Origin of the sequence: Lunatimonas salinarum (assembly GCF_017811155.1) — a bacterium.
In the GTDB taxonomy this organism is placed as follows: domain Bacteria; phylum Bacteroidota; class Bacteroidia; order Cytophagales; family Cyclobacteriaceae; genus Lunatimonas; species Lunatimonas salinarum.
This window is the reverse complement of record NZ_JACVCV010000006.1, coordinates 1-19,775: the sequence shown is the minus strand read 5'-3', so window position 1 is coordinate 19,775 and position 19,775 is coordinate 1. Positions and strand designations below refer to the sequence as shown.

The window sequence follows — 19,775 nt, the reverse complement described above, 5'->3', positions numbered from 1 at the left end:
GCTAAAGCGCCCCTTCACCTTTTTTGAGATAGAAATAAGAAATCGCCGCTGCTCCGGTATCAGCTAGGGGAAAGGCATACCACACCCCTTCCAACCCAAATACCATAGGCATAACGAAAACCAAGGGAATAAGAAATAGCCCCTGCTTACTGAGTGCCAAGAGCAAGGCCGGCTTTGGCTTACCAACAGCCTGAAAATAAGCACTTCCAATTAAACTAAAAGCAAGAAGCGGTGTAGCCATGAATACCCGACGCATGGCGGGAACAGTCTCTTCAAGTAGCAGTTGATCGTTGGTAAAAACTTCAACGAGGGTTGCCGTAAAAGCCAGAATTGCCACAAAGATACCCAATGCGATCAGGCTGGCATAGCGTAAAGCAAGGCGAATGGCCAGGTGGACACGGTCCTTCTTTCGGGCCCCGTAGTTGTATCCAACGATAGGCACAAAACCCTGTGTAATCCCAAGTACCGGAAAATTAGCGAACATCATAACCCGGTTGATGATGCCATAAACCGACAAAGCCATTTCTCCTCCATGATTGAAAAGCACGTTGTTGAGTACGATAGCCAATACGCTCACCGTGCCCTGCCTGGCGAGTGTGACCGAGCCCAAAGAGGATATCTCTTTTAAAATGAGTAAATTAGGCTTAAGATATTTAAGCGAAATCTTCATTGAGGACCTTCCATACACAAAAAACCATAGGGTATAGCCTGCACTTGCCACATAGGATAACGTGGTGGCCCAGGCAGCCCCTGCCAGACCCATATTCAGCACAACAATAAAGATCGGGTCCAAAATGATGTTACACACCGCTGGCACGATGAGGGTGAACATGGCAACCTTAGGGTAGCCTTCGGCGCGAATCACATTATTGCTCATCATGGCCCAAGCTAAAAAAGGAACACCATACAGGGTTATGGTAAAAAACTCTTTGGCTGCAATAAGAACCTCTCCCTTTCCGCCAAACAACTTAACGATAGGCTCCTGAAAATACATCCCGAATACCACGAAAATCACTCCAAGAGTCATCGTCAATCCAAGCTGATTTCCGAAGGTACTATATGCCCTTTCGTGGTTGCTGTCTCCGAGGGCACGGGAAATCATGGATGCCCCTCCCACCCCTATGGCCATGCCAATGCTGGATATAAGGAATGAAATTGGCAACACGACCGTAATCGCTGCAATACCTAGAGAACCTACAAACCGCCCTACGAAAATGGTATCCACGATTCCATAGATGGAGAGCACTAAAATCCCCACGGCGGCCGGAACGGCCTGCTGAAACAGCAAGGAACCGACAGGGTCAGTCCCAAATTTTGAATTCCGTTCCCCCATGGTGTTCCCTGCTATAAAGTCCGATGATTTAGATTAAACGGTGAAACTAACCAATTCTTGGTGTGTCGAAAACAAAAAATGTCCCAACGGTCTAAAAGGATTTGGTAAACTCTATTTTTATTCGCAATTGGAGGTCACTGATCACTTTAAAGATCTCGGCGATGGTAACCCGCTGTACCTTAGTCAATCCAGGTACCTCGATGTAGTTCTGGGGTTCCTTTCCTTCCTTAATGATTCGGGCGGCTTGGCACTCCAGTCTGAGTGCCATGAGATAATAATAGGCGTTGTACCATTCTGAATAGGTTTTGCCGTCGAGCACTCCCTTTTCATGAAGTATCTTCAGTCGCTTGCCGGTATTGGTTTCGAAAACCCCTTCCCTCAGCGCATAGATCCGAATGGCCTCTACCATCGGACTCATGGCCCGTTTTATATCAAAGACTTCCACCCCCGCTACCTTGAACGTCTTGATGTTGTTCAGCCATGTAAGCTGGGGATTAAATTGTAGCGCATTGAGCGCCATATTGTAGAAAAATCGCTCCAAAGGATTTTCAAGTTGCTCCGCCATAAAGGTCTTTAGTTCTTCGAGTAGCGAAATTTCCCCATATAAAGGCCGGCAATCAAAAAACAACGCATATTTCATCACCGTATCGGGTGAGGACTCCAAAAACCAGCCTTGGTAATTCTTCTTCCAATGGGAAAGTGAATGCGTCCATTTGGGATTTTGAGCCATAAAATCTCCCTGACAGTAGGCAAAACCAATAAAATCCAGCCTAGTGGATAGCTCTTTGGCAAAACTCAAAAAATAGTCGCGCACTACTTCCCGTTGCAGATTTCCCTTATCCTCATAGATAATGGCATTGTCTTGATCCGTTTTCAGGGTCTGTTCCATCCTACCTTCGCTTCCCATCGTAAAAAAAACAAACTTCGCAGGAGGCGGCCCCATCTCCTTAAGCACATTTTCTATCACGCGCACCATAATGGTATCCGCAACCGTAGAAATGATCTGATTGACTATTTCCGCCCTCACCCCTCGCTGTATTAATTTGAACACCATTTTGGGCACCCTTTCCCATTTCTTCTTAAGTTCCTCCTTGTAAACCGCTTGCTTGACAGACTGAATAAATAAAAATGGCGACTTGGACGGCTCCGTAAGGATCTTGTTTCTACTGATCAATCCCATGTAGCCGTCAGCATGCTGCACCAAAAGATAACGCGTTTTGGTTCTGAACATCAATAAAAGCGCCTCATAGACATAATCGTCCTGATCAATCGCCACGATATTTTGATCCATCACTTCACCTACCGGAGTAGTTGGAGGCAAGTTCTTCGCCAAAACGCGATCCCTAAGGGTAATGTCTGTGACAAAGCCGCACAATTGCTGCTTGTTTTGGCCAATAAACACACAGCTGATTTTCTCTGAAGCCATGTGGGCGGCCACCTCGTGCACCGGCATATCCGGGGGAAAAAGACGAATTTCCCGAAGGCGTAATTCACTGATCTTCTTGGAATAAAAATCATCTATTCCAGCTGGAGTTCTCTGGGACATCTTACAGAATTAAACCATCAAATTAATCACTTCCCGGCCAAAAATCAATTTAAAATATGCTTTTTAATTCGAACTATTGGTATTTAAAAAATCTTATTTTACCTTTGCAGCACCTTTTTAAAAAGGGGATAAATAGATACAAATAGGTATCCATTATCCGTTAGAAAGGCACTGATTATGATGATCTAAGCTAGTGCCTTGTTAAAAAGGCCAAAAAGTTTGGAAATCAGGGTCCTGTAGCTCAACTGGATAGAGCAACTGCCTTCTAAGCAGTAGGTTTCAGGTTCGAGTCCTGACAGGATCACAAACTAGTTCCGCGAACGCGGCAACACTGTGTTTTCAAAGACCCCAAAAACCGATACCGTCGGTTTTTCTGTTTAGAATGATTCCGTAGCTCAGCTGGTAGAGCATAACACTTTTAATGTTAGGGTCCTGGGTTCGAGCCCCAGCGGGATCACTTGAATAAAGGACTGCTCCAATCGGCAGTCCTTTTTTTTTTACCAAATCATGAATCAGGATTGGATTTATCATTTGAGGCGAGAAAGTTTGCTTTAAGCGAAAATTTCCACAAAAAATGCATTAGCCTTATTTAAGATTTATTAGTAAATTTGAACAAAGCAAGAGTCCTGTTGCAAGACCGCATCCGTAGCCTATCAAGCCGAAATTCACCTAATATAATTTAAACACAAAACAAAATTGTGAAATTAAACAAGGCTTAGCATTTAATATTCAAAATAATACCTAATCCTGCACCCTAAAAATACCTCTGCTTGCTTATGGTTTTTGGGACACAGCAAAAAGGAAATTAACGATATCTTCACAAACCTGTAAAAAAAACCGAATGATCAGCGAAAACTCGTTAAATTGCAAGGAACTATTGCGAGTGGTCGGTGCTGAAGAGTATTTTGCGCAAATTTCAAGTATCAAATGCTGATAGAAAAATTCGTTCAATTTTTTACCCGAAAAACAAATATCCTAATGGGTACGCCGTATTTTCAGTATGGCATGATTTTGTGTTTTTCGTTTTTGATACGCCCTATTTCTGGCTACCCACAAACAGAGATGGCCACTCAACTCAAATCACAGATAAACGCAAAAAAAGGATCGGGCACGATTGAAGAAGTTGACCTACTTAATCGCTTAGCGGAAGAGTTGTATAACTATTATCCCGATTCGACCCGTTACTATGCCTTCATGGCGTTGGCTCTGGGAAAGTCGCTAAACTACTCCGAAGGGGTCATAGATTCCTATAGAAATTTGGGAGGCTTTTATAACAGGGTATCGAATTATGACAGCGCACTCTACTTTTTAGACCTAGGGCTGAGGGCTGCTAAGGACCACAAGTACCCCAAGGGACAGGCAAACGTTTTATCCACGAAGGCCCGCACCTTTGAAGATTTGGGATATTTTTCATCTGCGGTAGAGTATTATCTACGATCCTTGAAAATCAAGGAGGAAAACAACCTTACCGCTGAACTCCCCAGTACCTTAAACAATCTTGGCCTGTTAGCTTCTACAAATAAGGAGTACGAAAAAGCATTAGCGTATTTTCAACGGGCATTGGAAATCAGAGAACAACATAACCAAACCCAGAATCTAGAGCCACTCCTGACCAATATCGCTTTGGTATACAAGGATCAAAAAAAATACGATAAAGCGTCTGAGCTTTTGGAGAAATTGAAGAGTACGGTAGAAAAGTCGCAAAACACCTACCTACTTTCGGTTATCAACCATAACCTTGGACAAATCGCCATCGCGGAGGGAAATTTTGCGAAAAGTATTGAATATTTGAACCTTGCCTTAAAACTGGACAAGGAAATGGATGACTACGAGGGCATCAGTGCCGATTTGTTAGGCTTGGCACGCGCCCACGTTGCGGCGTCAGATTATAATCAAGCATTCTCATTATTACAGGAAGCACTTTCCATCGCCGAAACCAACCAATTAAGGTCGCTACAAGGTGAGATTCATGAATTGATCAGTAAGATTTACGAAGTACGCAAAGATGGCATGAATGCGTTGTATCACCACAAAATGTTCAAAAAGATACACGATGGCATATTCAACTCCGACTCGATTAAGGTTCGTAAAGACTTAGAAGAGCGGTACCAATTAGAACGGGAGGAAGCTGATTTTATCCAGCAACAACGTGAGCGGGAATTGGCCATGGAAAACGAGGCCTCACGGCTAATCCGAAACGGAATCCTCGTACTGCTAATCATCATGACGCTGGCGCTGATCATTTCCATCCGGTCAGTGAAGATACAACGCAAAGCTCGCCTACAGGTCACCAGACAAAAAGATGAACTGGAGCGATTATACAAAGAGACTTCCGCACAAAAAGAAGAAATAGAGAGCATTGCCAAAAATTTGGAAGAGGTGAACAAAACGAAGGACAGGCTCTTCTCTATCGTCAGTCATGATCTCCGATCCCCTATTAACTCCCTTAACAGTCTGATGCAGTACACGCTCGATGAGAACCTTTCTCAGGAAGAGTTTTTACAAATTTCTTACAAGTTAAAACACGAGGTGGAACATGTCCATTTCACCCTGTTGAACCTGCTTCAGTGGGCAAAAACCCAAATGAGGGGAATAACCACAGCCCCTTCCGATATACTGATTAGCGAGCTGATTGCAGACAATCTGGACTTATACAGCCCCATTGCCCAAAGTAAGATGATCCACATCGAAAACAAAATACCTTCAGAGACCACTTGCTGGGCTGACCGTGACCAAGTCAACTTGATCATCAGAAACCTGATAAATAACGCGTTGAAATTCACACCAAACGGAGGAGAGGTAACCATACTTGGAGAAGATACCGGTGATGGCACGTGGAAATTTTCCGTACAGGATACCGGTATAGGAATGGACAGCGATACCCTCGAAAGGCTTTTTAAACCTGATTTTCAAAGTAAAAGATACGGAACTGCGGGGGAAAAAGGAACCGGACTTGGACTAATTTTGGTAAAGGATTTCGTTGAAAAAAACAATGGAGAACTAACCATAAAAAGCAAACAAGGTGTGGGAAGCACCTTCAGCTTTACCCTTCCAAAAAGGAAATAAGCCGTTCTTTCACGAGTCCCCTTTAATTCATATAAATATTTTTATATATTAGGCAACTAATACAACGTTGGTTAACCAACCTATTATGAAAGAAACAGCATTTATCCGATTTAAGATAAAAATGGCGATTGCGTTAACCGCGGTCCTATTGCTCATCTTTATCAAAAGCATCATAGACAAACAGAATGTAGCAGAATTGGAAGAAGCCTTTATATCCGTTTACGATGATCGGCTTGTGGTGCAGGAACACATCTTTTCCATTACCGAAATGGTGTTCCGCATGCGCTTACTCGTGTCCGAATGCGCCACTATGGAAGAATACCTCGCGGTGAAAGACGAAGTGATCGACTACCATAACCGGATTCTGACCGTAATAGAAGACTTTGAAACGACCAAGTTAACCCCTAAAGAGGCCGAGTACCTGGCAGAATTCAAAGATTTGATCACCAATAAGCTAGAGATCCAAACTTACTTCGACACGGATCAGAGTGCAAACCACGATTTTGAGGCGTCTGTAAGTAGGTTTAATTCCGATTTTGAACGTGTCTTAACCGATTTGAGGGGGCTGTCAAACATCCAACTGGAAGAGGGGGCTAAACTGACCGTACGATCGTATGAAATCAAAGCGCGTTCAGACATTTGGTTAAATTTTGAATATGCCGTGTTATTTATCCTTTTGGTGCTGATTGGCATCTTAGTTTTCACCTCCAAATCTGTCAAGAAATCGAGCAAGGTACACTCTTAATCTTTTCTGTGAAAGAGGGCCGTTCCTACGAAACCGACTAGAAAGATCACGACGGTACCAAATACAATGGTCAGATTGGCGTGGAAGGGACTTCGGAAAGATACCCACCCACTTCCATCCGGAATCAAAGGGGAGAGGCTCATCCAACCAATAATCAGGACGCCCAATATCACTCCTATCGCAGCATACTTCTGACGGATGTTTTTACCCACATAAGCGAGGAGAAAAAGCCCCAGAATGCCCCCGCTGAAAATCGCCGAAAGTGCCCACCAAGCATCCAGTGCGCTTGTGACCCCGTTAAAGGCGAGAGCAACCAAAATACTCAACAACCCCATTACCAAGGAAGCTACTACCAACGTGGTCACTTCTCCCTTTTCGCTAATCTGTGGGTTGACATATTTTTTGATATGGTCTGTCAAAATCACGGTAGCAGAACTATTCACACTAGTAGATACGGTGCTCATGCCTGCCGCAAAGATCGATGCGATCAGCAACCCAGTCATCCCTTTGGGAAGACCGTTCACGATAAAATAGGGAAAAATCTTATCGGCATTTTCCCCAACCGATAGATGGCTCGGAAGCAACTCCGGCATAGCTTGATAGTAGGCAAACAAGGCGGTCCCAATAAAGAAAAAAAGCAAGGAAACCGGCACGTATAACAGACTTCCCATTAGGGTGGACTTTACCGCCTCGGCTTCATTTTTGGCACTCAAATACCGCTGAACGTAATTTTGATCCACACCAAAATTCTGCACATTGATAAATAATCCATAAATGAGTATCAGCCAGAATGTCGATTCCGAAAAACTAATCTGAAAACTTCCGAGACTAAACTTTTCCTGTGCTTTGGCTATTTCAAACATTTGACTGGGACCCTCCGGCATAGAAAAAAGCAAAATTCCTGCACAGGCAAGCGCTCCGGTAATCAGTATAATGCCTTGAATGGCATCTGTCCAAATGACTGCTTCAAACCCTCCCAGTATGGAGTAAATAAGTACGCTAATACCCGTAATCACGATAACTACCGGTATACTCCAACCAAACAAGGCATTCATTGGGAGGGCCAAGAGGTACATGATGGCTCCCATCCTAGCAAGCTGCGTAAGTAGATAGCAAATGGACGCATAGACCCTCGCCCAAGAACCAAACTTCGTCTCAAGAAAATAGTACGCCGAGGGGCTTTTGATCCCGCGATACAGCGGCACAAAGAACTTAACCGCCAACCACGCTGCGAAGGGGATGGACAAACTAAAGACGAAGCCGTTCCAATTGCTTAGGTAGGCATTTCCCGGCAGGGCCAGAAAACTGATACTGCTCACAAAAGTGGCAAAGATAGACATCCCGATTGCCCAGGAAGGCAACTTACCCCCTCCGGTAATAAAATCGTTTGCAGAACGCTTTTTGTAATAAAACGACGCCCCAAAGAGCACAATCGCAAGCATGTAAATCAAAAATACGGCTAAATCAATCAGTGGTAAATCCATCCCTTTTCCTACTGTTTAGGTGTTGTTTATACGCCCTCTATACTTTCTACATTAGCCCGAAGCCTATCCATATCAGCCGGACCAAATGCTGTGTGCGGAAAAGCGAGAACATTTTGACAAAGCCCTAACAAATGCATCGCCCCTTTGAGCCCCTTCAAGTAACTGGATCCGTAGGTGCCCAGTGAATACACTTTTTCAGATACCTCCATCACCTTGGCCTGTAATCGCAGCGTGGTTTCCCGATCGTTTGCCTTGGCGGCGTGGTACAGGTCCACATACAGCTTTGGAAACATATTCGCCCCTCCACTGACTCCGCCATGGGCCCCCATAAGTACAGATGAAGCCATCATTTCTTCGGGTCCTACAAAAATTGAAAACTCCGGTTGCGCACGGAAGGCGTAAATCAATGCATGCAGGTACCCTGCATTGGCCGAACTGTCTTTAAAGCCAATCACATTGGGATGCTTGGCTACCTGAACCACGGTTTCTACACTGATCATGGTTTTGGTGTGCGAAGGCATGTTATACAAAAACAAGGGCAAGGAGAGCTGATCCGCCAATCGCTCAAAGTAGGTCACCAGTTCGGGTTGGGAAAGCCCAAAATAATACGGTGGTGCTGCTACCACGGCCGCCGCGCCCGCCTGCTTGGCATAATCGGTCAGTGCCAAGCTTTCATTGGGAGCGGTATCGGTGATTCCCACCAATACCGGCACCCGCCCACCCACTAGAGAACAGACTGCCGATATGAGTTGACGCCTGAGTTCATAGGAGAGACTGGTACATTCCCCGGTGGTGCCCAATACAAAGAGTCCGTGAACACCTGCCTCCAACATGCGGCCGACGAGTTTTTCCAGTGCAACCAGGTCAAGGGTATGATCATCCAGCAGGGGAGTTGCCAAGGGAGGTACAATTCCTTCCAAGGGCAGGGCAAATGGTTTTTCAGACATGAGTGAAGTATAATCTTGTGATTTGTTTTTTTTAAATTGATATACTGCGTACAGTATGCCTTTTACAGCTTTGATGGGTCGATGACCACGTATTTGATTCCTTCCCGGTTGTACGTATAGGTGATATGGACCAAGCCATCCGATGATTGGATGATGGCCGGATAGGCATAACCCGAACGAATAGGTTCGTTTTCCAAGGTCATCACGGGCAGCCATTCCTCGCCGTCAGAAGACAAGGCCAGGTTGAGGATGTTCCGTGCCTTGGGCTCTTCTCCCTCCCGTGTGCTGTGGTTGTAAATGAGCAAATGACGCCCATCCGACAGGGTAACGGCATCCGTTCCGGAGCTGGGGTTCGGCAGGGAAGTCGCCGTCATCTCCGACCAAGTACGTCCTTGATCGTTGGAATAGCTGGTGGAAATCACGCCCTGACGTGTGCGGCACAAGATTTGAAGCGTCCCGTCCCGGTGGGTCAGAATACTGGCCTGAATGGCATCAAATGCTTCCCCGTCATTGATCGGGCCGATAACTTCCCAGGTAGCCCCATTGTCTCGGCTTACCTCAAAATGGGTCATCCACTTCACATCCTCCCCCTCTACAATCTCCACACTGGAAGGGTTGATAATGGTACCATCTTCCAATTGAACCGACTTGTTTTTGATGGGGCCAAGTAGGTGACCTATCTTGGGGTCTTCTCCCAGCTTGATCGGACTGGACCAGGTCTCACCGTCGTCTTCGGAAGTCATCAGCATGCCCCACCAGTCCATGGGACTTGGTCCAACCTTATAAAACAACATTAGGGGACCGTCCTTGGGGAGAAACAGCACGGGATTCCAGCAAGGGTACCGCAGTGTATCGTTCTCAACTCCGTTCGCTACTTCTTCCGGCCAAGTCCAGACGCCGTCTACCAGCCTGGAAACCCGAATGCCCACGTCTGGGTGCTTTTCATGCGTCCCTGCAAAAAAAGCCGTCACCATCCCGGAGGGTGTTTCTACGATCGTAGACGCATGCACCTGCGGTGTGGGCTTATTATCCAGACCGTAAATCAGCGCTCCCCGCAGGTATCCCTGCTCTCCTGGAGTTACCAGCGGAGGCAGATAAAATTTACCGGTAACGTCATTGGGAGCCGGTGCATCCGTACGTTCTGCACCCGTGTGCTGACCCGAGCCGCAGGAAAAATGCAGCGCAAACGCCGTCAGCATACAGCCTATGGTTAATTTCTTCATTGCTTTACTAGGTTTATTGCGGTAAAGACGGCCCTGCTCCACAAAGAAAGCAGTGCCGACTTTACCGCCTGTTTGCTGATCATCCCAGCGGATATCACGCAGGCATCCGCCTACTGAACTGTCTATTTGGCGTTAAATACCACACAGCGAAACCCGGATCCCGAGTTCCTGAAGTGCGGCAGCCTTTACCAGACAAGCTTCCAACGCCTTTTGCTTGCTGTCGGCGTACACCACATGGATGTGATTGGCTTTGTGCTGGGCCATCATCTGGTTTTGGGTCACTCCCTCCAAGCGACCATGCATGATGGGCCACTGTGGCGTTGTCATGTTCCACCGACGCTGCGTCTCTGCCTTAGGTAAGGAGACCACCTCTCCGACACCCAGGTCGGCATGAAGCGCATCGTCCATTACGTAAATACGGCTCCAAACAATGTGTCCGGGACGGCTTACTCCCTTGAGACTGCCCCCTCCTAGTCTGAAATACATGGCCGGTTGCCGCTCGCTGGAAGCCCCTTTATAACCGCCTACAAAATGTGAGGGTGGTGCAGCACCGGATATTAGGAACACCCAGATAAAATCGTCTATCCCTTCTCCTATAAAGTGTTCTCCCCAACGGAGATCATGCAGCGTGTTGTCCCCTACCATTCCCAATTCGTCCCAAAGCTTGTAAGTGATCAGGCTGTCCAGTCCGGCACACTCGTCTACCTCGTTGAAATGAGGCAAGGCCTTGCTGGGGAAAAGCTCCCTACCTGCTAAATCATATGCCGGTGGCCTATGGGTATTGTTCAGTAATCCCTCGGTCAGATCACTGGCAGGAACGAGGTCCTTTAGCCCCTGCTGATATTGGATACCAATGGTGTCGCAGCCAAATTCATCTGCCAGCCGCAGGGCAGCGATGTACATCTTGCACTGGTCCAAGGTCTGCTCCTTGGTAAACTCCGCATCGCCTTTTCCCCATTCAAAAGTCATTCCTTCCCGTATCAGCCACGCCAAGACCTGCTCTGCTTCTTCGTCCTTCACTTCCCGCATAGCTGCATATAGGGTGGACTGGCTCAACCGCTCTTTGAACACCCCGGTAGGGTGCAGCAAATGATCGGGAATGATGGCATTGAACATCCCCATGCAGCCCTCATCGAAAACACCCATAATCGCCTTATTCTGGCGAAAACGCTGGGCAAACTCCCTACCCTTTTCGGATAATTCAGGAGAAATGGAAGCTGCATCAAAGGCCCTGACATGGCTCACATCGTGGGAGATCTTACCCGTCTCCAACCATTGCGACAGCTTCTCCATAAAGAAGGCATCGCCAAAATCCTTACTCCAAAGCGTTGAATAACTGACTCCTGCTTTGGTCAGCGAGCCATTCAAATTGAGCATGCCCACCAAACCTGGCCATTGTCCGCTCCAATTGGCCAACGTGAGAATGGGCCCCTGATGGGTCGTCAAGCCGGGCAAAACGTGATGCGAGTACTGCCACACACTTTCGGCAACTATCAAGGGCTTGGTGGAATCCAACATTTTAAACACCTCTATTCCCATTCGTTGGGAATCAATAAAACCGTGCCCCTTTTTTTTGTCAAAAGCATGGCCTCTAACCACAGAATAACCCATCCCCACCAAGACTTTCTCCAGTCTCGCTTCCATATCTGCTTGTGCCTGCCAGCAGGTTTGGTTGGCCGCTAATCTCAAATCCCCACTCGCTACCAGGTATATCTCTTTTGTAATGCTCATTGTATGGTTGATTTCCTATTATATGCCACTTCATTTAGGTAGTAATACGTTGCAATCTCCAAAATGTACCCCCCAACGGCACCATGATTTTTTTTTGTTTTGCACAGGTTAGCGAAGCGGGTTTTCATACCAGATGATCCCAAGTCCCCGTTTGCTGCCATCGCCTCCTGTTTCTTCACAGGTCAGCACATCTAGATCACCATCTCCATCCATATCCAGCAAAACCACAAAATCATACTTGATCCCAGGCAACCCGCTAATATCAATAAACTTCGGATAATCACTTTGAAATGCCGTAACCGCCAATACACCCGAACGCTCCTCAGCCCCTTCAAAGGACGCTACAAAATCCAAGATTCCGTCCTCATCGATATCTGCTACAGCCACCGACTTGCCCCTCCTTCCGCTAAACGATGGATAGGCTATGTTTTTCCTATTCCAAGATCCATCCTCTTGGTAAAACAACGCCCAACCGTTTGGCAGGTCTGGTACAATCACCATGGGGAGGCCATCCCCGTTGAATACTTGCGGGGAAGTCATTCCAAAAAACATGGGCTCTCCGTCCCGCAGACCGATGTAGTGGTTTTCCCATCCCTCAGGTTGGTGTGCTGAATCACCGGGATTTTTGAGCCAACGCAAGCCCCTCATGTCCCCGTAGCGATCGGTAACCAAAATATCCCAGATATCGTCACCATCCATGTCAAGGGTCTCGATAGACATGATCCATCCGGCACCACTGATAGGATGATATTTCCAATCCGCCATATCCCTGGGATTCTCCGGTGCTTCCAGCCAGCCGAGGCGTCCGTTTGGATCTTTAGAGCCCACAATCAGATCAACACCCTGATTTCCGTCCACATCGATGGACCGACCAAACATCCAACGGGTCATCCCTACGGTGACTGGAATGTCCTGACTGATCCACTGATCACTTTGAAAATAGGCCTCCCCGTCTGCGGGAGCCCAGTGAATGGTGACCCGCTGATGCTTCCCTTCCGATAAGGTCACCAGATCCATGAACCCATCACCGTCCAGGTCAACGGCAAACGCATCCTCCACATCGGGAGAGGATACCTCTACATAGGTCCAATCTCCAGCTTTCTTACCCGGATTGATGTAAAGCCCGCTCACGCCGCCTTCCTCCCAACCGGAAACCATATCTGGAAAACCATCCCCATTGACGTCCGCCAACTTGGCCCCATCGGCTCCCAGCGAGGTATCGTCGATGACGTGCATTTTCCAAGAGATGGGATTTAAAGGATCCCCAGACTGGGCAAACAGATCAGGCAGGGGCACTAACAGCAGTGGTATACAATAAAGAAATGGCGTCATGGGTCACATTGGATTAGGGTCAAAGGTCTTTTTTTTTACCTACAATCGCCTAGCATCTAGGAAGCCTACGGTGAAGTCCAAAAAAAAGCCCGGCAATCACCACCGGGCCTTTGGATAATTAACAGATTACCTGAGAAAAAAGGCTATTCCCCTTCTTCCTGATCGTCTTCTTCCTCTTCTTCAACTAATATATCCATGGCTTCTTCCGCCCAAAGTACAAGGGCTGCTCGCTCCTCCTCACTAAGTTTGGCAGCAGCATGCATCCACGTATAAATGGGCATGGGCATGGTCTCTTCATTCACTTCTATGGCCAGGTCATCCAACAGCGCAAGCTTGTCCAGCATTTCCAAACTTTCCCAATGGGAGAAGTTTAGCGCTTCCCGCCCTTCCCGTACATCCTTGGACACCAACCAAGAGGAGGGCGCAAGGTAGGAATACCAAGGGTAAACGGTTTCATTGCTGTGACAATCGTAACAAGCTGTACGGATCAGCTTGCCGATATTTTCGTTAACCAAGCCACTCTGGATTAAATCTTGGGAGTTATCGGCTTCAACCGGGGGCAATTCGTTGGGCACCAATTGAACTCCAACACCTGCCACTATAAACCCGATTAAGAGAATCCGTCCAACCTTCATTTTCCTATTTTTTCTTTTTGCCGGAGCTCCACTCAGTAAGTGTAGCCAAATCCGCCTCACTTAGCTTTCCTTCCGGACGGTTTTCCAAATATTTCTTGGGCGGCATGTCTCCGTTGACCACGACTTCATTGATCTTTTTCATCACAGCCATTTGTTTGGACTTCTTGGATGCCTCAAACGCATCCCAGTCCAACTTGGCCTTCCCTTTTTCGTTTTTGGATTCGGCGTTGTGGCAGCCATAGCATTTTTGGTCAACTACCGCTTTTACATTGGCCGGCATATCCGGCATGACAGCCAAAGGCGATTTGTCGACTTCGACGGCCGTTCTTGGAGTGCCCTGAAAGAAAAGAAGGCCCAAAATGGCCAAAGCTGGAAATAAGAATAATTTCTTCATTAGGTGTGTTTTTTGGTTATTACACGGAATTTCCACATTTTTTTCGGTTTGCGCAATGGCAATGGATAGAAAAAATTTATTCTCAAGCAATTTCCCGTAGTTTGACGCAGCTTACAGGTTTATCCAAAAAGCCATCTTGCTCCAAAACCGCCCATGGTTAGGAAGACGTTATTTTCCACATCAGAATAATTCAATGTGTCCTAAAATAACGGAATACCCCAGAGTAGCGGAAAGATCTCCTCGAAATTTCATAGCGCCTTATCCAGTCGCTGATTTGTATGGATACGAAAAATGGCATCTTATGTAATTTCCCGAGAGGACTGCTTGTATTTTTTCCTATATTGACTTTCTGTTTAACGCAAATTCTCTAGACACAACCAATTCGCAACATCAATGAGTAATATTCCCATTAATCGAAGAAACTTCATTAAAGGCAGCAGTGCGTTGCTTGCCCTTACAACTCTTGGTGCCCAGGCAATGGAGTTTGGCACACGAAAGGACCCTTATCGGGTGGCCCTGATCGGCACCGGATGGTATGGTAAAAGTGATCTTTTTCGACTTATTCAGGTAGCACCGGTAGAAGTCGTGGCCGTAGCTGATCCGGACAAAAACATGCGGGATCAAGCGGCAAACCTGATTGCCACCCGACAAGCTTCTGGCAAAAAGCCCCAAGCCTACAACGATCACCAACAGCTACTCCGGGAACACAAACCAGAAATCGTACTCGTAGGAAGTCCAGATCATTGGCATGCCCTGCACGCCATCGATGCTATAAAAGCTGGCGCCCACGTATATCTCCAAAAACCCATTTCGGTAGACGTGATCGAAGGAGAAGCCATTCTGGCCGCCGCCCGTAAATACCGCCGGGTCGTGCAGATCGGCACACAGCGAAGGAGCACACCGCACCTTGTGGAAGCAAAAAAAAACATCATCGACACCGGCATGCTGGGCAAAATATCCCATGCCGAGATGTGCTGCTACTACCACATGCGGGCAAATGGCAATCCGGAAATAGCGCCTGTGCCCGACTTCTTTGATTACGACCGATGGGTAGGGCCCGCCCCCAAACTCCCCTACCGAGGCCTGCCACACCGACGCTGGTGGCGCACCATGATGGAATACTCCAACGGTATACCCGGCGATATGTGCGTGCACATGTTTGACGCCGTACGCTGGATGCTGGACCTGGGCTGGCCAAAACAGATCTACGCCACGGGTGGAATCTATGTACAAAAAGGGGGGATTTCCACCACTCCTGACACTCAGACAGCCACGTTTTCATACGATGAGCTAGATTGCGTGTGGAACCACCGCTCTTGGGGCACTCCACAAGATCCTGAATATCCATGGGCCTATAAGATCTATGGCGAAAAGGGCACCCTCAAAGCATCGGTAATGAAGTATGAGTTTATCCCCCATGGACAGGGCGAAACCATTACCGGAACCGCACTTTATGAGCGGGAAGAATACCCAGAAGACCTGAACGAGGAAGGTATGGAACTACATGCAGCACCAGCCACCCGCAGGCAAATGATCAACTTCCTGGAGGCAATCGAAAAAGGAGGACTGCCTGTAGCAGATGTGGAACAAGGCCATATCTCTACCGCCAGCTGCATTCTTGCCAATCTGTCTATGGAACTAGGCAGGCCGCTGGTCTATGACCCCAAGGCCATGGTAGTGGTGGGTGACATGGAAGCAACCAATCGCCTTCGCAGGCCTTACAGAGCGCCGTATCAGCACCCCGATCCCAGGACTGTATAACAACAGCGCCACTCCGGCCTATGCCAAACCGGGCACAGGCCGGAATATTTTCCATGAATCAACCCAGAAACCCATTTCAACCATGATACGATCCCTACTGAGGCTATTACTGCTCTACTTTTTCTTCCTGCCTCCAACCGAGGCACAGCAAACCCGCCAAACTTCCATTGAAATACGGGGAGAGAAATTTTTCATCAATGGAAAACCCACCTACGAAAAACGGAAATGGAAAAAATACCGCATCGAAGGACTCCTGATGAACTCCCGGATGGTTCAAGGAATCTTTGACGACATGAATACCCGCACGGTCAGCCGCTGGAAATACCCCGATACAGGACACTGGGACGCAGATCGCAATACAGATGAATTTATACAACAAATGGAATCCTGGCGAAACCATGGGCTGCTCTCCTTTACCCTCAACCTACAGGGAGGAAGTCCCGAAGGATACTCACGGCTACAGCCCTGGCATAATTCAGCCTTTACACGCCACGGGGAACTGATCCCCTCCTATATGAAAAGGCTGGAACGCATTCTAGATCGGGCGGACGAACTAGGCATGGTCCCCATGGTGGGATTCTTCTATTTTGGGCAGGATGAGCGTCTGGAAGATGAAACTGCCGTCATTAGGGCCGTGCGAAATGTTACCGAGTGGCTGCATGCCAAAGGATATCGAAATGTGCTGATCGAAATCAACAACGAATCCAACATCCGCTATGACCACGATATCCTGAAGCCCGACCGGGTCCACGAACTGATCAAACTAGCCCAGTCCATCGAAAAGGACGGCTACCGCTTCTATGTGAGCACCAGCTACGGAGGAGGATTTATTCCCCTACCAAACGTGGTGCAATCAGCTGACTACCTCCTGCTGCATGGTAACGGCGTCAACGATCCCGACCGCATCGTGTCCATGGTAGAGGAAACCCGGACCGTGAAAGGTTACATCCCAAAACCCATCGTGTTTAACGAGGACGACCATTTCGACTTTGACAAGGACTGGAATAATTTTATTGCGGCTGTTTCCGTTTATGCTTCTTGGGGATACTTCGATTTTCGGATGAAGAACGAGGGCTACGAAGAAGGATATCAGAGTGTGCCGGTAGACTGGCGAATTGGTTCTGAGCGAAAAAAAGCCTTCTTCGAACTACTAAAAACCATTACAGGAGGACAATAGAAAGAGCAAGTAATCCAACGCAGGTTTTCGCACTTACTTTACGGCTACATGACTCGTATCCCTTATAGCAGCCATAAAACCTTGAAAATAGCGTAGGTTTCCGTATACCGGGATTCCATCCCTATCCATAAATAAGGACCAGGCATAACGTGCACGCAAACAGAAAATCGTCAATATAAAACGGATCGAATTGAGAAATGAATCGCCTAACCCTTTTCCTGATCGCATGGATTCTGCCTTTCACTGTTATTCAAGGATATGCCCAGATCAGCTATTCAATCAAAGTAGAGACGGGATTATTAAAGTATCAATACAACACAGTAGACGTTGACCCCGGGCCAAATTGGAAAGGTTACTATTTACACAAACAAAATGGCATCGACTTTAACATCATAAATGGAATAGAAGTGAATAAGAAGCTATTTGCAGGAATTGGAATTGGATACATAAATGTCGAAGGAACAAACGGATTTTCGACATTTTCGGAAGTAGAATATTTGCCCTTAAAAGCCAGACTGACGCCACTTGTCAATCTAAAGATTGGCTACAGTCACCTTTGGAATCAGTATGAAAACGGCACGGGTACCGGTCTTGGAGAATTTGGAGTGGGATTAAATTATCGATTGGCAGAAAAGATAGGTGTGTACGCAAAATCTGGATTTACCGTAACCCAGCAATCATTACTTATTCCTATCAGACTTGGTATTCGAATTCGATGATACGATTCCCATCTGCTTACAGCTTACATAAGAAGTTATTTATCCTCCTAATGCATTGCTCCTCAGATTTAACCAGGTTTGAAAGAAGCGAAACAGATGACATAGCAGATACCTATCACTAAGCACCTAAATTGGAACAAGGTTAGAAACCGCATCATGCTGCCCTTTTGTATATCGACACAACTACGAAACCCGGAAGTCTATGAAAAAACTCATCATTACCCTCTTTCTAATTGGTAGCTGGTATATGGCACCTTGCCAAACGAAAAATAAACATACGGCCTTCATGGAAGATTTTTCCGGTGAATCATCGGCGTATTTCCGTTATGGTTCTACCGGAAACAAATCTCCTTTCAAATACAGTATGGGAGTCCCTTCCCCCACGGAAACCGGAACCAACATCCTTTCCTTTAAGATTGACCCTAGCGAAAATGCCGGGCCAGGGAAGGGACCGGAAATTATATCCACAAAATTCACCCATTTCGGCACCTATGCCACCCGCCTCAGGGTCCCGGAGGTAAAAGACATACAACCGAATGTCGGTGCCGTAGTTGGTTATTTCACTTATCACGAAGACAGTCTACAGGGGCTAAGTGAAATAGATTTTGAATGGTTACTGGCTGACCCAACTGTGATTTACATAGGAACATGGACAGGTCCGCCCGGAGAACTCAAGCGGGTGGGCAGGATCATCAACCTTGCCGAAGGGATTATCTACAACACCAGTTACCGGGAAAACCACACCGGCATAAGGGAACCTCTGACAGGCCTTCAAGACCAACCCGAAACCATTTCCGCATTGAAGGGATTTGACGCCTCCAAGGCATTCTACACCTATGGTTTTGATTGGTATTCCGAACGAATTCGTTGGTGGATGATTCACCCGGATAGCGGTGAAAAAATTATCCTGTGGGATTATCAGGGAACGATACGGGGCATACCACAGCACGCTTCAAAGTATAGGATGAATTTTTGGCACACCAAAGATTGGTCAGTTGAAACCAATCCTCTATCGCTCGAACCACCCTTGCACCCCTACGAACTGGAAGTAGACTGGATGTCCTACGAACCGTTAAAATGAAATCGAAAGTCTAATTACCATTCCCACAAATCAGATCTCATTTCTCTTATCCAATAACTTCATTTCCCCTGAACGCAAAAAAGCTTCCCAATCGTCCAGAAGGCTTTCCAATAATGCGGCGGTGTTCCCGCAAATGGCGGTTGAATAGGCTTTAAACACGTCCCCATACATTGCCGAAGGCGTACCTGCCGGCCGGCAGGTTTCAATTTTATATCGCGAAGCATATATCGACTTTATATCGCCGAAGGCATATATCAACCCCAGACCCTCTCCATACCTTCCCGGCAGCCGATAAACGACAAAAGCCCCTGGATCACTCCAAGGGCCATGTAATAATGTGGCGGCGATCCCGACCAGTCGGGACAGGCTCTACTCTCCCGTACGCCTAGGCGTACCAGTACCATCGGCGCGGCAGGGCTTATCCGCCCAGGCGGATCGGGATGGGAAGAGGTGGGACCGATATGTCCGAAAAGCGAATACTCCCGCAACACCCTTTTGAACTCGGCGAAACCCTGCCCGCCAGGTATCCGTCCCCCTACAAAGCCCCTTAAACGCAAAAAAGCCCTTCGATTTCACGAAGGGCTTTTCAATAATGTGGCGG

Annotated in this window: 16 protein-coding genes and 2 tRNA genes; 8 read left to right on the top strand and 10 right to left on the bottom strand. The window is 47.2% G+C overall.

Annotated elements, in window-relative coordinates; genetic code table 11:
• Position 1 precedes the first annotated feature (1 nt).
• Together IAQ59_RS08570 and IAQ59_RS08565 are read right to left on the bottom strand one after the other, a co-directional pair.
• Positions 2–1,333, bottom strand: coding sequence for an MATE family efflux transporter (locus tag IAQ59_RS08570; protein ID WP_209330389.1), 1,332 nt, complete (start codon positions 1,331–1,333; stop codon positions 2–4).
• A 91-nt stretch (positions 1,334–1,424) separates the two neighbouring features.
• Positions 1,425–2,879 carry a DUF294 nucleotidyltransferase-like domain-containing protein gene (locus IAQ59_RS08565; RefSeq protein WP_209330388.1) on the bottom strand — a complete coding sequence of 485 codons (1,455 nt, stop codon included), beginning with the start codon at positions 2,877–2,879 and terminating at the stop codon, positions 1,425–1,427.
• A 230-nt stretch (positions 2,880–3,109) separates the two neighbouring features.
• Here IAQ59_RS08565 and IAQ59_RS08560 point away from each other — a divergent pair.
• From IAQ59_RS08560 to IAQ59_RS08545, 4 genes are all read left to right on the top strand, one after another.
• Positions 3,110–3,183, top strand: a tRNA-Arg gene (locus IAQ59_RS08560).
• A gap of 80 nt (positions 3,184–3,263) precedes the next feature.
• Positions 3,264–3,336, top strand: a tRNA-Lys gene (locus tag IAQ59_RS08555).
• Positions 3,337–3,857: 521 nt separating this feature from the next.
• Positions 3,858–5,945, top strand: a complete 2,088-nt coding sequence (locus tag IAQ59_RS08550) for a tetratricopeptide repeat-containing sensor histidine kinase (protein WP_209330387.1) — start codon at positions 3,858–3,860, stop codon at positions 5,943–5,945.
• Positions 5,946–6,030: 85 nt separating this feature from the next.
• On the top strand, positions 6,031–6,690 hold the full coding sequence (locus tag IAQ59_RS08545) for an MCP four helix bundle domain-containing protein (protein ID WP_209330386.1): 660 nt from the start codon (positions 6,031–6,033) through the stop codon (positions 6,688–6,690).
• Here IAQ59_RS08545 and IAQ59_RS08540 read toward each other — a convergent pair.
• The 7 genes from IAQ59_RS08540 to IAQ59_RS08510 form a co-directional block, all read right to left on the bottom strand.
• Complete coding sequence (locus IAQ59_RS08540) at positions 6,687–8,174, bottom strand: sodium:solute symporter family protein (protein ID WP_209330385.1); 1,488 nt, start codon at positions 8,172–8,174, stop codon at positions 6,687–6,689. The genes IAQ59_RS08545 and IAQ59_RS08540 overlap by 4 nt on opposite strands.
• A gap of 26 nt (positions 8,175–8,200) precedes the next feature.
• On the bottom strand, positions 8,201–9,121 hold the full coding sequence (locus IAQ59_RS08535) for a dihydrodipicolinate synthase family protein (protein ID WP_245189511.1): 921 nt from the start codon (positions 9,119–9,121) through the stop codon (positions 8,201–8,203).
• Positions 9,122–9,183: 62 nt separating this feature from the next.
• A complete protein-coding gene (locus tag IAQ59_RS08530) occupies positions 9,184–10,344 on the bottom strand; it encodes a sialidase family protein (RefSeq protein WP_245189510.1) in 1,161 nt (386 codons plus the stop codon).
• A 132-nt stretch (positions 10,345–10,476) separates the two neighbouring features.
• The gene (locus IAQ59_RS08525) at positions 10,477–12,075 is read right to left on the bottom strand and encodes a fucose isomerase (RefSeq protein WP_209330384.1); all 1,599 of its coding nucleotides are present in this window, start codon (positions 12,073–12,075) and stop codon (positions 10,477–10,479) included.
• Between the two features lie 108 nt (positions 12,076–12,183).
• Positions 12,184–13,407: an FG-GAP repeat domain-containing protein gene (locus IAQ59_RS08520; protein WP_209330383.1), complete on the bottom strand. Its 1,224-nt coding sequence runs from the start codon at positions 13,405–13,407 to the stop codon at positions 12,184–12,186.
• A gap of 143 nt (positions 13,408–13,550) precedes the next feature.
• On the bottom strand, positions 13,551–14,042 hold the full coding sequence (locus tag IAQ59_RS08515; protein WP_209330382.1) for a heme-binding domain-containing protein: 492 nt from the start codon (positions 14,040–14,042) through the stop codon (positions 13,551–13,553).
• 4 nt (positions 14,043–14,046) lie between these two features.
• Positions 14,047–14,436: a heme-binding domain-containing protein gene (locus IAQ59_RS08510; protein ID WP_209330381.1), complete on the bottom strand. Its 390-nt coding sequence runs from the start codon at positions 14,434–14,436 to the stop codon at positions 14,047–14,049.
• A 393-nt stretch (positions 14,437–14,829) separates the two neighbouring features.
• Between IAQ59_RS08510 and IAQ59_RS08505 the strand changes: the two genes are divergently transcribed.
• The 4 genes from IAQ59_RS08505 (at position 14,830) to IAQ59_RS08490 (ending at position 19,174) form a co-directional block, all read left to right on the top strand.
• Complete coding sequence (locus tag IAQ59_RS08505) at positions 14,830–16,197, top strand: Gfo/Idh/MocA family oxidoreductase (protein WP_209330380.1); 1,368 nt, start codon at positions 14,830–14,832, stop codon at positions 16,195–16,197.
• Between the two features lie 82 nt (positions 16,198–16,279).
• Positions 16,280–17,374 (top strand): hypothetical protein, encoded by a 1,095-nt coding sequence (locus IAQ59_RS08500; RefSeq protein WP_209330379.1) that lies wholly within the window; start codon positions 16,280–16,282, stop codon positions 17,372–17,374.
• 197 nt (positions 17,375–17,571) lie between these two features.
• Entirely contained in the window at positions 17,572–18,093 is a 522-nt protein-coding gene (locus tag IAQ59_RS08495) for a hypothetical protein (protein WP_209330378.1), read from the top strand.
• Positions 18,094–18,295: 202 nt separating this feature from the next.
• Complete coding sequence (locus tag IAQ59_RS08490) at positions 18,296–19,174, top strand: glycoside hydrolase family 16 protein (RefSeq protein WP_209330377.1); 879 nt, start codon at positions 18,296–18,298, stop codon at positions 19,172–19,174.
• Positions 19,175–19,428: 254 nt separating this feature from the next.
• Here IAQ59_RS08490 and IAQ59_RS08485 read toward each other — a convergent pair whose 3' ends face one another.
• Positions 19,429–19,731, bottom strand: a complete 303-nt coding sequence (locus tag IAQ59_RS08485; RefSeq protein ID WP_209330376.1) for a hypothetical protein — start codon at positions 19,729–19,731, stop codon at positions 19,429–19,431.
• Positions 19,732–19,775 lie beyond the last annotated feature (44 nt).